Source organism: Gammaproteobacteria bacterium (genome assembly GCA_015709635.1).
Taxonomy (GTDB): domain Bacteria; phylum Pseudomonadota; class Gammaproteobacteria; order Burkholderiales; family Nitrosomonadaceae; genus Nitrosomonas.
The window spans coordinates 2,779,943-2,793,219 of the sequence record CP054180.1 but is presented as its reverse complement, the minus strand read 5'-3'; the positions used below and the strand labels follow the sequence as shown (position 1 = coordinate 2,793,219).

The window sequence follows — 13,277 nt, the reverse complement described above, 5'->3', positions numbered from 1 at the left end:
CTCATTTTTCCATCGCCGGTTAGCGAATACGTTCTACAGCGCTGCCAGGAAAGCGACGAGATCCGCTTTTTCGTTTTCGGTCAGACCGATATTGAAGCGGGTATTGTAGAATTCGACCACGGATTGTAAATCCGGTGCAGAACCATCATGGAAGTAAGGCGGCCGAGAGGCGACTGCGCGCAGAATCGGTCCTTTGAAACGGCCGATGTCTTTCCACTTACCGGTGAGCAACGCACGGCCCGGGTCGGTGGTTTTGACGATTTCACCGGTCGTTTTGTTTTTCAAGGTATACAACGGCATATCCGGCGTGCGGCGCGATTCATCGGCAACACCGATGTCGAGCGGCATTGGCGTGGAGTGATTGCCCGAATTCGGCGTGTTGTGGCATGTCGTGCAGGTACCGGCCAGCTCGCTGACACCCAAATCGTCGTTAATGCCTTTTACGTTCTTGATAATGATCGACTTGCTATTGAATAGCGCTTGGCCGCGTGCAATGGCGGCACGTGCGCCTTTGGTGCTGTGCGGCGATTTGTTTGCTTTGAAGCGGTTCCAGCTGTCATAGAGTGACATCACATTGGGATTGAACGGTTTGTGCGTTTTGTAATCACCGGCCAATGTGTCGTTAATGCCGAAGTAATATTTCTGCTTGGTGAGTACTTTTGGACCGCCGAGTGCATCTTCTTCCGTGAGGTCGCCGGCGTCGTTGTCACGAATTTGCGTGGTGAATAATCCGGATTCGAATGCCACGATTGCATCGCGTTCCTCGTTCGTCAGATCGCGCAATGCTTCCGCGTGACCCAGGGTGGCGTGATTGGCTTGGGTGCCCAAGTCAAACGATACCGGAGAGAAACAAGTCGATGTGCCATAAATACAATCACCGGAGCCTGGCTTCAGTGTTGTTTCGCGGCCGTCCCACATGACGGTACTGAGAAACTTCAGGTTGGTCGTCGGCATCGGGCGGCGGAATAAGGACAACTCGGTTTCACTGGCGAAACCATAGGGATCATCGGCTTCGATCAATTCAAATTCGGCGCCGCTGGGAATGCCGATTCCGACGCGGATGTTGGCTTTGTTAAGCAACATGCTGTAAGCGGTGCGACGCTTGCTAACGGTGGTTACATCGGCAAGCGGAGAGTTGGCGCCGTCGACCAGGCGGAACAGCGGATCCAAGCCTTTTGTTTTATCGAAGATTTTTTTTACCGCTTTAGGCGTGATTGTCCATCCTTGTTCGGGCGCATGGCAGGAAGCACAACTGCGGCCATTGGTTCCGATGCTTTTAAAAAAAGGATTGTTAAGATCGATAAAACCTGCCGTGCTATAAGTTGCATCTTTCCCATGGCTGTTTTCCGAGCTAAACATATTCGGCAGCCGATTGGTATTATGACCGCGATCACGATCATCGTCATGATCGTCTTTGGCAAATGCCGGTGCTGCCAGCATAAAGAATAATGCGGAGATTATTTGTAATCTCACGATGTTGCTGCTTTGCATCAATTGACTCCTATTGGTGGATAAAGAAACGAGCTAAATTTTTCCAAAATTTAGCTCAACGTAATGTTCAGTAATTGCTGAAAATGGCGCGTAGTCTAATTGAATTGATGATGATTGCCTATAGTCATATTGAACTAATGGTTATAGTATAGGTAAACTACGGAAACATCTCTGTGAGAAAAATCACACAAAAAGATATGATTGGCTCAGGTTTTTAATGTCGTTTTGAAATAGAGAGGTGAAGTGAAAAGAGCCGCCAGTGCAACTGGTTTAACACGATGAACTGTGACTGGAGTAAATCTTGCCGGTGAAAGTTAGGGAATCTTGAATGTGTTAACGCCGACCATCGTACCAAATCGGCAGTTTTTTCTTGTCTAATAGCGCCTTGCGCGGACTGAACATGACGCTGAAGAATTGTCCGGCGATTTCCCGGCCGGTATAGAGTTTGACTTTGCGTGGCGAAGTAACGAGTGGATGGCGGGTCAGGATGGTGAATTTTAGACCGTGTTTGCGCCCCCATTTTTTCAGTAGTTCGCTCAAATCGATTTCGTCGGCGGCGAACATTTCCTGGTTAAATCCACCGACATCGCGAAACGCGTCGCTGCGGCATACGACCAATGCGCCGGATGCCCAACGGAAGGTAATGGATAGTACGGTCCAGAGCCGCATTGCGGCAGTGCCCCACCACGGCAAATCGGGCATGTGCATGACGCTGCCGCATCCCACGTATTTATCTGATTCGATCATGCACAGGATGTCGGCGACCATGCCGGGATTCAACAAGCTGTCGGCATCGACAAACAGCAGCCAGTCTCCCGTGGCGGCTGCCGCACCGGTATTGCGCGCGCGGCCGATCTGATTGATCGGTTCAAACACGACTTTTGCGCCGGCCTGTTGCGCCAGTTCCGCGGTTTTGTCGGTGGAATTGTTGTCCACGACGATGACTTCATGAGTAAAGCCGGGTTTCCGGTTGGCGCTGACGGATTCTTCGATCGAATGCAAACAATCGAGGATCAGTTGTTCTTCGTTAAAAGCGGGAATGACGATCGACAGATGCATGAATCAATGAGGTAACTGAGAGGATGAATCAAGGGAGAACGGCAGAACCGCTCTCCAGCGCGAGATTAGAACTCGCCTTGTTTGATGTACGGTTGTGACCATAGAATCACTTGCATCAGCACGGATTTGCGCCATGCGTCTTGCATGCGATCGACATCGTCACGGGAATGGCCGCCTTTTTCCAGGAACGGACGCAGTGTGGTGGTGATCGGGATCAACAGCGCAAAAATATAATGCACATGAATGATCGGTACGCATTTCACATTGTCGGTGGTATTTTTCTTGGTGGTATGGTGGCGTAAACCGATTTCGTGTTGATAGTTCAACCAGTCCTGATTGTATTCCGCATTGGCGGTATCCAGAATCCATTGGCCGAAACGTTTGCGCACACCACCGAGATAGTCCATGTTGGGCTGGCCGTCGGCTGCATTGGTGAAGTAATGCAACAGGAAAGGCGTCGAGCCGACAAAACCGTACCACACGTCGAGAATTTGCTCGACTTGATCCTTCAGCACATCGTGCGACATTTTCAAATAACGCACATCGTCGTCGCCGAATAATGAGGCTTGTTTCAGCTTGGCGAAATCGTCCATCGATACGGGAGATTTCGCAACAGCGGCGGTACCGTAGGTATAGCCGGGAATATTGGTTGCCATAAGATTTCCTTTTTTAAGTATTTAAGATGTTAATCATCATAACTGGCGCTGGTTATTGCTATTGCCGGTTATGCATGGGATATCATGCGGTTATGCAATGAATTCTTATTAAATTATATAGAAAAACGAATCGAGTGAAAATTTGCAACGCGGATTCTACAGGATTGATAATTTGTGCGGGTAATCTTTTTAAAATTAGCCGCTTTGTGTTTGCAATAACGCATCGAGCCAGACTTTCCAGCGCCGGTATTTTCCCGCTAATGCCGTGTTTGCTTGTTTGATTTCTATTTTCTCCGCTTTTCGCTGACCGGTTATTTTTAACTCGCACGCAAGTAGGGCAGCGCCTTGCAGGCTTGCTTCCTTTTGCTGCAAATGCCAAACCGGGCAGGGAGCGCACTGCACAATGCCCTGCTGCAGACAAAGCAGTTCGGACAATCCACCCGATAGGTAAGCTCGAGTCAGCGGCGAATGGCGGTGAAAGTCTTCCAAGATACGTGCCACGCGGAAAATGATCGCCTCCAGCAACAACGTGGCAACCTGTTGTGCACTCAGTCCCGCAGTGGATGCAGAGAAGTGTATGCCCCAATCGTTGCGGAAATACGGAGCACCTAAGCCGCTGGGTTCCGCCAAACAAAAAATATCGCTTTGCGCCAAATCCTCGATGCGGCAATCCGTGACCGGATAAGGCGCGAGCGCGGCAGCGATGGAATTGAGCGTGCCTTCAACGGCGAACCGTGTTTCCCGCTGGTTATCCTGATAAACCAAGGTGTGCAGGTAACCGTCAAACGCCGGTGTGCCCGGCGCAAGGGAGCGGATCACGAAACCGCCGGTGCCGAGATTAACCAAAGCTTCGCAAGCGTGATCGGTCAGGCTGGCGATCAGCGCGGCCGATTGGTCGCCGACGCTGGCTTGCAGCATCAAACCATTTACCAACAACATATTCAATCCGGTGGAAGGTTTGATGTGCGGTAAAATCGCAAGGGGAATGTCGAACAGATGGCACAAAGTATCCGACCATTGCTGGCGGTGAATATCCATCAACAGCGTACGCGCGGCCATCGACGCGTCGGTGACAAAATGCGTACCGTTGGTCCAGCGCCAGAGCAGGAAAGTATCCAATGTACCGGCCAGCCATTCGCCTTGAACCAGCTTTTCGCGCCATGCCGGATTTTGTTGCAACAGCACACTGAGCTTGGGGGCGAAATAATAGGGCGTCAAACGTAATCCGGTCAGCGTGTGCAATGTGTCTGCTGATGTCTGCGAGTGCTCGCAACAACTTTTTCCCCGGTCATCCTGCCACGAAATCAACGGCGTTACCGGTTTTCCGCTAGTTTTATCCCAGATCAGAAAGGACGAACGTTGGCTGCACAGCCCCAGTGACGCTTTCTCGCCGGTTTGCGCCCTGCAGGTTTGCAAAACGTGTTCGGCGATGCGTGCGTATTCCATCGCATCGCTTTCATACCGGCCCTGGCGGTGATCGATTGCCGGTGCAGGCTGGGTGACGATATGCTGCAGATTGCCTTGCCGATCGAGTACAGCGGCTTTGATCGACGTTGAGCCCAAATCGAGGGCAATCGCTGCGATCAATGTGCGATCCATAGCGTGCGGCAACGCTCGATTTCCTGATGCAAACGTGCATCATCCCATGATATGGCAGCTGCCGCGCGCAATGCGATGTGCTGCAATTGATCTTCGCTCAATCTGGCGAGGATCAGTAATGGCAGGCGGCGGCGTAACAGATCGTCGAGATGAACGATCATTTCGTTCGTTGCGCAATACATCAAATCGGCAACAATAAACGGCAGTGGCGGAATGATGCGTTGCGCCAGACCGGCATCTGACTCAATGTTGCGAAAAATTTCAGCGGCATGCGTGCCGTGACGGCGCAGTAGCCATTTAGCGCTTTCTGCATCGATGCCTAACTGTTCCGCGCGGTTTTGCATCGTGTTAAACCATGTGGAGAAATTTTCCTGTGGCGCCCACGGAAAACGTTTGTGCTGTGTGGCGCAAGGTTGTGAAATGCCTAACTGAGCGCATACCGTGTCGACGATGTCGGCGGCATCCTGGCGCGATGACGTGATTTTTCCGCCGATGGCATAGTGCACACCGTTGGCGGCGGTTTTCAATTCCCAATCGCGGCTGACTGCGGAAGGCGAGCTGGCAGAAGCGGTTTTTACAGGTTGCTTAAAAACCCGCACGCCGGCAAAACGGCCGATGATGTCGGCTTTGCTCCACGGCGTTTTCAGATAACCGTTGGCAGCAGCCAACAGATAATCGATATCGCTGTCATCGACACGGATCGATTCCACATCGCCGGTAAAATCGGTGTCGGTAGTACCGAGGAGTGTTAGGCCGTACCAGGGAATCATAAAAAACACCCGGCCATCGGATTGCGCGGTCAGCAGCAAGGCTTCATCGTTCAGCACGGCGGGCATGAGCAGGTGAATGCCTTTGGCCAGGCGGCACCAATCTTGGCTGGGCGGCTCTGTAGCTAGCCACTGGCCGGTGGTGAAAACGATTTGCTTGGCGCGGATTTCCACATCGGTTTGCGTGAGCTGGTCTTGCACGACGGCGCCGTTCGCTTTGCCATTGGTTTCCAGTATTTGAACCAGTTTGCAGTAATTGACGCAACGTGCACCGGCTTGCTGCGCGCCGGCGATGAGCTCCAGCACCAGGCGCGCGTCATCGGTTTGCGCATCGGCGTAGGTGAAACCGCCTTTCAATGCAACCTCGGTGAGCGCCGGAAAATGCGCAGTGAATTGTTTTGGATTGAAATAGCGGTGCTGCATGCGCGGTTCCGGATCATGCGCCAGAAAATCGTACAGCGTTAACCCCAGTTTCAGTTGCAAGCGGTTTAAACGCTGCTGCGCGTACACGGGTACGCCAAAACGTAACGGCCAAATGCGGTGCGGCGCGTTATGCAGCAGCAGGGTGCGTTCTTTCAGTGATTTGCTGACCAGTTTGAAATCGTATGTTTCCAGATAACGCAGGCCGCCGTGAATCAATTTGCTCGAGGCGGAGGATGTAGCGCCGGCCCAGTCGCTTTGTTCGACGAGGGCGACTTTCAGGCCGCGCAATGCGGCATCGTACGCGGTCCATGCGCCGTATATGCCGCCGCCGCATATCAGAAGATCGAACGATTGATGTTGTAGCGCTGCGAAATCCCGTTTCATCGGTCGCGCAGCGCCAGCGCTTGTTGCGGTACATCGCTGATCAGAACATCGACACCCAATTGCAAGGCTTTGTCGATTTCGTCATCGCTGTTGCAGGTATAAACGGCAACGCATTTGCCGTGTTCGCGCAGCAATCCGGTGAACGCACAGTCTATGTTTTGGATGGGGATGCAGAGTCCGTAGAGGAAAGCATGGGTGTTGAACAGAGCACGCGCATCCGCAATGGTTTGATCGTCTTCGAAATTGTATATCAGCGGAAATTCCGGCCGGTATTGGTGCGCATATTCGAGACTGGCCAGATTGAACGACGAGACGATCATCCGGCTTTGCGGATTTTGGCCGACCAGATCGAGTGTCTGACGGATTTTCAATTGATGACGGGCAACCGGCTCCCAGCCGCGATTTTTGACTTCGATCAGCAAACGGCAGCGGGTATGGTAAGCGGCCAGAAAATCCTGCAACGTCATCAGGCCTTCGCCGTCCGATTCAGGATGGATCAATGTGGTCAGCTGGCGGTAATCGAAATCGTCGATGCGTTTATCATCCAAGCCGATTTTGTTGAGGAAACGGTCGTGCCATAGCACGGCAATTTCATCGCGGCTCAACTGCACGTCGGTTTCGATGCCGTCGATGGCGTACGCGAGTGCCTTATCGAAAGCACTGCGGGTATTCTCAAACGCTTCCCGGTTTGCGCCGCGATGGGCGAACACTTGGACTTTGTGAGGCGGCTGATCGTTGTGTTCTGACATCGCGTGACCGGGAGGCGGTTACATTATTTTGCAGTGGCCGGCAGCAATTCTGCGACGGCAGGGTCTTTAGCCATCTCCACAGCGGTTTTGCCGGTTTTGCTTTTGATTTTCGCATCGGCGCCTTTGGCTAACAGCGTTTTTACGGTATCGGCATGGTCATGGAGCGCAGCCCACATCAATGCGGTTACGCCATCTTCGTTTTGCAGATCGATTTTAGCGCCGTTCTCCAGCAAAACCTCAATGACCGCAGTATGGCCGTTTTGCGCTGCCAGAATCAGCGGCGTAAATCCGTTGGTCGCTTGATGATCGACTTTGGCGCCTTGTTTGAGCAATGCTTTGACCACGTCAACATGACCGATCAATGCTGCGAGTGTGAGCGGTGTCGCGCCATTCTTGTCCTGCACATCGGTCTTGGCGCCTTTCGCCAGCAGCGCGTTGACAATCTCGATATGACCGTTCTGCGCTGCGATGAACAGCGGTGTGGTATCGTTGATTGCCAGCAAATCGACGGCTGCATTCTTCGCCAGCAACGTTTTGACTATCGCGGTGTGGCCGTTCCTGGCCGCCATATACAATGCAGTGGTATTGTCAGCGGCTTGCGCATCGACTTTTGCGCCTTTTGCCAGCAGCTTGTCGACAATGCTCGCTCTGCCGTCCATGGCGGCGATGATCAAGGCGGTGAGCTTGTCCTGGGTTTGTAAATGAATATCCGCGCCTTTTTCCAGCAAGGTACCGGCAATGCCCTCATGACCTTTCTGAATCGCCAGCATCAATGCGGTGATGCCATCAGTTGTTTGCGCATTAATCTGCGCACCTTTCGCCAGCAAGGCATTGACTACATCGGCATGGCCGTTTTTGGCCGCGATGATCAGCGCTGTAACGCCGCCTGCATTTTTCAGATTGACGTCGGCATTTTTTTCCAGCAGCAAGTTGACGTTATCGGCGTGCCCGTATTGCGAGGCAACGATCAGTGCGCTGAATCCCTTGTCATTCTGATAATTGACATTGACTCCCTTGTCCAGTAATTGCTTGAGGTTTTCCGGTTGTCCGGAAAATGCAGCTTTAAGAAATTCGGCTTCATCATCGGAAGCGGCAGTGGCGGCAGAAACCAGCAGGAAGGCTGTTATTGCCGGGAAAATTATGAATATGCGTGTAAAATTTATAAAGTTTTTTAAATGATTCATCAATGGTACCTATCGGAAGCTTATGTTGTTACCGGCTTTCAAGATTTATTTCCGGGGTTAGTCGATCAGCGTTTTTTACGCTGACAATGAATTGTTGTTTTTCATGTTCGCTATTTTAACTCAGAAATATATTTTCTTCGTTCTCATTGGCTGGTTAAGATAGGCATTTTATTTTCACCGGTAAAAAGAGGCTATGAATTTGCATGCGGCATTTGATGATTGATCGATACCTATGAATGATTGGATAACTCCCGATTGGCCGGCGCCAAGCAATGTCAGAGCGTTGTTTACGACGCGCAGCGGCGGCGTCAGCCGTGGCGCGAATGATGTCTACGCTTCGCTGAATCTGGGCGCGCATGTCCATGATGACGTGGCGCATGTCGCACGGAACCGCGCGATATTGCGCCGCTATATACCGAACGATCCGAAATGGTTGAAACAAGTGCACGGCACCTCAGCCGTCTGGATCGACGAGACAGAAGCGGCAACACCGGAGGGCGACGCAGTGCTGAGCCGCACGCAAGGCACGGTGTGCGCCGTCATGGTCGCCGATTGTTTGCCGGTGTTTCTGTGTGATAAAGCAGGCACCATGGTGGGCATCGTGCACGCCGGCTGGCGCGGGTTGGCTGGTGGGATCATTGAGCAATCGGTTGCCGCGATGCAGGGTGATTGCGGCTCATTGATGGCATGGCTCGGGCCGGCGATCGGGTCGGCTCATTTTGAAGTCGGCAAGGATGTTTATGAAGCTTTTGTGCGACATGACACGCAGGCCGTGCGAGCTTTTACACCTAGGGATAGCGAGCGCGAAGAAAAATGGCTGGCGGATATTTTTCTGCTGGCCCGGCAGCGATTGAATAGTGCGGGCATTACGGAGATTTATGGCGGTGGCGTTTGCACCTATAGCGATCCGGCACGTTTCTTTTCCTACCGCCGTGACGGTGAAACCGGGCGGATGGCTGCACTGATTTGGCTGGAGTAAAAATTCGTTGACGGGATAATTTATTGCGTTGTAACAGCGTATAATCCGGCCTTTCTTTTGTCATTGGTTTTATGTCGACGCTGACCTGGATCATAACCGCCAGCTTGCTGGGTGGGGCATTGAGTTTACTGTTTGCCGCAGTATTGGCGCTCAATGCCCGGGTATCGTGGCTTTCCATGCTGGTGTCGTATGCCATTGGCGCATTATTGGGCGCCGCTTTCCTGAATACGTTGCCGGAAGCGCTTGAATTGGCTGATAGTCCGGCGCAAGTTACTATCGTCGTGCTGCTCGGTATTCTGGTCTTTTTTATTCTGGAAAAGCTGGTGCTGTGGCGCCATTGTCATCTAGAGGATTGTGAAGCGCATGACCTGGCTCATGCGCATGACATTCAGGTGACTTCAGTTCCCTCCGCAGCCGCTCACCATGCGCATGATCATGGCCGCAGCGGAATCATGATCATTGTAGGCGATACCTTTCATAATTTTGTCGATGGCATTTTGATCGCGGCCGCTTTCATGGTGGACGTGCAATTGGGTATCGTGACATCGATCGCGATCATCGCGCATGAAATCCCGCAGGAAGCGGGGGATTTTATTATTCTGCTGAACTCGGGTTATACCCGCCGCATGGCGTTTCTGCTGAATCTGCTGTCCAGCTTTGCCACGCTGGTTGGCGGCGTATTGGCTTATTTCATGTTGCATAACATGAATTTCCTGGTGCAACCGCTATTGGCAATTGCTTCAGCCAGTATGATTTATGTGGCGATGTCGGATTTGATCCCGGGACTGCATAAACGCCCGGAAATTCATGCGACCGTGCAGCAGGTGGCATTGATTTTACTGGGCATCGCTTCGATCTGGATCACGGGAAGTTTTTTTCCGCATGACTGATGGCATGTTCCGGAAACTTTACTAATGAGGTATGCAACGATGAAACGATTGATTGTGCTGTTACTGCTGCTTTTTTGCACCAGCGCTGCGCATGCGCAAGAAAGCAATATTCTTGAGAAAGTGGAAAGCAGCGCGCGCGCATGGCTTGGGCTGATCGATAGCGGAAAATATAAAGAGAGCTGGGAAAACGCATCACCGCTATTCAAGGAAAAAACAGCCGAGGCGGCATGGATCAAATCGATTACGGTCATCAGGACACTGCGCGGCGCAGTGAACGCACGCTATATCGCTACCGCCGGTTCAACCCAATCGTTATCGGGATTTCCTGACGGCGAATATGTCGTGCTGCAGTTTTATACGACTTTTGCGGAAAAAGGCCTGGCGTTGGAAACAATCACGCTGGCAAAAACGCAGAATGACGCATGGCAGATTGCGGCGTATGAGATTAAGTAAGCGGACCTCGGATACTCACGTCGCTGTGAGAATTAGCTCACACCTTTGAATCCCTGCGAAATGCGATAATAGACGCGCCGCACCGGCGTGCCGTAGCGTTCGATCACGCGGTATTCGATGGAACCGGGGTTATCGAGCATGGGAGTGACGTCGGTAGTTCTTGACCGGATTTTTTCCAAATGGCGGCGCTTCATGCCAACCTGGATAACAGGGCGGTCGGAGGGTTCTTGCGATGGCAGCCAGTATTCGTACATGGCACCGCTGTCGCCAAACATATTGCGCGAACGGATATCCAATTTTGCATCGCCATGCGTATAAAAATATAACGCGCTGGCAACAGCCCATTTGCTCATGCCGACAACAATCGGATCCTGGCCGGTCTGATGCTTCACTTCCGCGGCAATCTGCTTGATTTCATCAGCCGTTTCCCGCCAGAAATAATGCTCGGTGAATAGATGGTAAGGGACACCCGGTATTCCCAGTACCACATAATGCAATACAAAGGCATAAGCAAAAATGCAGGTAACGACGGTTAGCCGCCAACTGGCTTGAATGCGTTTGGCAACGGTACCGATGTGATCGGTTTGCCCCATCATCCAGGCAATGGCCGGTAGAATTGCCAGCCAAACCGGACCTGTCCAGTGAAAGCGCGGCGCATCAACAGTGCTGACGGCGAAAAAAATAAAAAGCGGAACACCGGTGAAAATCTGTACGAATAAGTGACGCCTGCGTTCGAGCTGCTGATTTTCAGACCATTTGACCGGAAACAGCGCGAGTACTGCAGCAGCAAAGCCGATTGGAGTCAGTAACACCAGAATGTGAAAAATTAAGTAATGAACGGCGAATTGGTGTTGATCATGCAGCAGGCGATGCGACTGAAAAACAAACGATGCCCAATCATTTTCGTAGTTCCAGATCAGCACCGGTGAAAAAAGGATCAACGCCAGAAGTGCAGCCAGATAGGGATGAGCGCGCTTTATATAACACCGCGCAACCGGGTCTAAAATGATAAAAACCAGCGCTGCGATGACCAGCAATCCGATCGTATATTTCGATAGTAATCCGGCGCCAAAGGCAATCCCCATGCCTATCCACGCCGTACGCTGACCGGCGACCAATGCGCGCTCCATGTAATACAATGCGGCGGCCCAGGCGGCGACTAACGGCGCATCCGGAGTCATCAGTAAACCGGAGCCAAACCCTAATGGCAGAATCACCAGTAATAGCAAGGTGCGCATTGCCGTGGATTTGTCGTACAGATTCTGTGCCAGCGCGTATAGATATCCCATCGTGATCAGGCCGCACAGTAATGCACCGATACGCACGCCGAATTCATTGTGTCCGATAAGGGATGTGCCGAACCAGATTAGCCACGCGACCATGGGCGGGTGATCGTAAAAACTGAGATCCATGTGCTGCGCATACTGCCAGTAATAAGCTTCGTCCGGTATCAGTTGCGCCAAGCCGGAATATACCAGGCGCAACAATATGGCAAAGAGCACAATACCGATCGCTGCCGTGCGCCAGCGTATTTCCAGCGATGGCAAATCCTTTTCACTGGGGAATACGTAAAACGCTGAACCGAGATAATTCACCGCGGCCGTGACCGCAATGGCGGGAAAAATCGCCAGCAGAGGCGGCACATGCCAGACGTACACTAGCAACGCCAAAACGCCGCCGCGCAAGAGTAGCGCAAGCGCACCGACGGTCAGGAAACGGCCGAATTGATGCCACTTGAGATAACCTGCATGGTGTTCGCGAAACGACCACTTGGAGTTCAGTGTATAGTTGGTGATTGCGGCAACAAAGAAGCTGATGAAATGCGCCAGTGCAAGCCCGGCTTCGCGGCTGATCATCCAATGAAAAATAAAAGCATCGATCAATACGCCGGATAATCCGACGACGGCAAAACGCCCGGCGGTATTCAGCGTGGCTGTGCCGCCGGCCAGCGTGATCAGCCGCTGAATATAGGCTAGCTGGTGCGACAGTGATAACTTGGAAGTGCCGTGCGTGCGATCATGAAAACAAATCGGCACTTCGGTGACGCGCAGTTTCCCTTGGTTGGCCATGAGCAGTTCGAGCAGAATTTTGTAACCGCGCGCTTGATTCGAAATGCTCGCGGTCAGTTCGCGGCGAAAGGCAAAGAAACCCGAGGTGGCATCGTTCACATCGCACAGCGGACGCGCTATCCAGCCGCCGGCACGGGACAGCAGCTGCCGGTATAGCGGCCAGTTTTCCGTGCTGCCGCCTGCGACATACCGGCTGCCGATCGAGACATCATAATTGTTATGCAAGACCGGTGTAACGATTGCCGGCAGGTGTTCCGGCGAGTGACTCAAATCGGCGTCCATGACGACGATGACATCGCTTCGGGCTGTTGCCACACCGGCCAGAATGGCAGCGGTAAGATCCGGTTTCTCGCGCCGTTCAATTAAACGGACATTAGATCGGTTCTTCCAGGCGCGCACTTTATCCGGCGTGCCATCGGTCGAACCATCATCGACGAAAATAACTTCAAAGCCAGTCGGACCGAAATCAAGAGCAAATAAACGAGTTAAGAGTAAGTCAATATTCTCGGCTTCATTCAGTGTGGGTACTACAATCGAAAATTGAGTCATGTAGCTCTACAGAATTAGCATTGAG

General features: G+C 52.2%; 11 protein-coding genes. 3 read left to right on the top strand and 8 right to left on the bottom strand.

The features are described 5' to 3' along the window. Positions 1 to 33: 33 nt before the first annotated feature. From HRU78_13235 to HRU78_13205, 7 genes are all read right to left on the bottom strand, one after another. On the bottom strand, positions 34 to 1,491 hold the full coding sequence (locus HRU78_13235; protein ID QOJ24487.1) for a hypothetical protein: 1,458 nt from the start codon (positions 1,489 to 1,491) through the stop codon (positions 34 to 36). A gap of 333 nt (positions 1,492 to 1,824) precedes the next feature. Then, complete coding sequence (locus HRU78_13230; GenBank protein ID QOJ24486.1) at positions 1,825 to 2,550, bottom strand: glycosyltransferase; 726 nt, start codon at positions 2,548 to 2,550, stop codon at positions 1,825 to 1,827. A gap of 65 nt (positions 2,551 to 2,615) precedes the next feature. Then, on the bottom strand, positions 2,616 to 3,206 hold the full coding sequence (locus HRU78_13225; protein ID QOJ24485.1) for a protogloblin ApPgb: 591 nt from the start codon (positions 3,204 to 3,206) through the stop codon (positions 2,616 to 2,618). Between the two features lie 195 nt (positions 3,207 to 3,401). Further along, positions 3,402 to 4,805, bottom strand: a complete 1,404-nt coding sequence (locus HRU78_13220; GenBank protein ID QOJ25057.1) for a carbohydrate kinase — start codon at positions 4,803 to 4,805, stop codon at positions 3,402 to 3,404. Beyond that, positions 4,790 to 6,379, bottom strand: a complete 1,590-nt coding sequence (locus HRU78_13215) for a glycerol-3-phosphate dehydrogenase/oxidase (GenBank protein ID QOJ24484.1) — start codon at positions 6,377 to 6,379, stop codon at positions 4,790 to 4,792. Before HRU78_13215 ends, HRU78_13220 begins: the two co-directional genes overlap by 16 nt. Beyond that, on the bottom strand, positions 6,376 to 7,128 hold the full coding sequence (locus tag HRU78_13210; protein QOJ24483.1) for a glycerophosphodiester phosphodiesterase: 753 nt from the start codon (positions 7,126 to 7,128) through the stop codon (positions 6,376 to 6,378). The genes HRU78_13215 and HRU78_13210 overlap by 4 nt, the downstream gene beginning before the upstream one ends. Positions 7,129 to 7,151: 23 nt before the next feature. Further along, on the bottom strand, positions 7,152 to 8,312 hold the full coding sequence (locus HRU78_13205; protein QOJ24482.1) for an ankyrin repeat domain-containing protein: 1,161 nt from the start codon (positions 8,310 to 8,312) through the stop codon (positions 7,152 to 7,154). Between the two features lie 232 nt (positions 8,313 to 8,544). Between HRU78_13205 and pgeF the strand changes: the two genes are divergently transcribed. From pgeF to HRU78_13190, 3 genes are all read left to right on the top strand, one after another. Beyond that, on the top strand, positions 8,545 to 9,291 hold the full coding sequence (pgeF, locus tag HRU78_13200) for a peptidoglycan editing factor PgeF (protein ID QOJ24481.1): 747 nt from the start codon (positions 8,545 to 8,547) through the stop codon (positions 9,289 to 9,291). A 71-nt stretch (positions 9,292 to 9,362) separates the two neighbouring features. Further along, the gene (locus HRU78_13195; GenBank protein QOJ24480.1) at positions 9,363 to 10,181 is read left to right on the top strand and encodes a ZIP family metal transporter; all 819 of its coding nucleotides are present in this window, start codon (positions 9,363 to 9,365) and stop codon (positions 10,179 to 10,181) included. A 39-nt stretch (positions 10,182 to 10,220) separates the two neighbouring features. Beyond that, the gene (locus HRU78_13190; protein ID QOJ24479.1) at positions 10,221 to 10,634 is read left to right on the top strand and encodes a DUF4019 domain-containing protein; all 414 of its coding nucleotides are present in this window, start codon (positions 10,221 to 10,223) and stop codon (positions 10,632 to 10,634) included. Positions 10,635 to 10,666: 32 nt separating this feature from the next. Here the strand turns inward: HRU78_13190 and HRU78_13185 are convergent, their stop codons facing one another. Further along, positions 10,667 to 13,252 (bottom strand): glycosyltransferase family 39 protein, encoded by a 2,586-nt coding sequence (locus HRU78_13185; protein ID QOJ24478.1) that lies wholly within the window; start codon positions 13,250 to 13,252, stop codon positions 10,667 to 10,669. Positions 13,253 to 13,277: the final 25 nt, after the last annotated feature.

Coding starts and splice junctions, on each gene's coding strand:
- HRU78_13235 (QOJ24487.1), bottom strand. CDS start 1,491: ATGCAAAGCAGCAACATCGTGAGATTACAAATAATCTCCGCATTATTC.
- HRU78_13230 (QOJ24486.1), bottom strand. CDS start 2,550: ATGCATCTGTCGATCGTCATTCCCGCTTTTAACGAAGAACAACTGATC.
- HRU78_13225 (QOJ24485.1), bottom strand. CDS start 3,206: ATGGCAACCAATATTCCCGGCTATACCTACGGTACCGCCGCTGTTGCG.
- HRU78_13220 (QOJ25057.1), bottom strand. CDS start 4,805: ATGGATCGCACATTGATCGCAGCGATTGCCCTCGATTTGGGCTCAACG.
- HRU78_13215 (QOJ24484.1), bottom strand. CDS start 6,379: ATGAAACGGGATTTCGCAGCGCTACAACATCAATCGTTCGATCTTCTG.
- HRU78_13210 (QOJ24483.1), bottom strand. CDS start 7,128: ATGTCAGAACACAACGATCAGCCGCCTCACAAAGTCCAAGTGTTCGCC.
- HRU78_13205 (QOJ24482.1), bottom strand. CDS start 8,312: ATGAATCATTTAAAAAACTTTATAAATTTTACACGCATATTCATAATT.
- pgeF (QOJ24481.1), top strand. CDS start 8,545: ATGAATGATTGGATAACTCCCGATTGGCCGGCGCCAAGCAATGTCAGA.
- HRU78_13195 (QOJ24480.1), top strand. CDS start 9,363: ATGTCGACGCTGACCTGGATCATAACCGCCAGCTTGCTGGGTGGGGCA.
- HRU78_13190 (QOJ24479.1), top strand. CDS start 10,221: ATGAAACGATTGATTGTGCTGTTACTGCTGCTTTTTTGCACCAGCGCT.
- HRU78_13185 (QOJ24478.1), bottom strand. CDS start 13,252: ATGACTCAATTTTCGATTGTAGTACCCACACTGAATGAAGCCGAGAAT.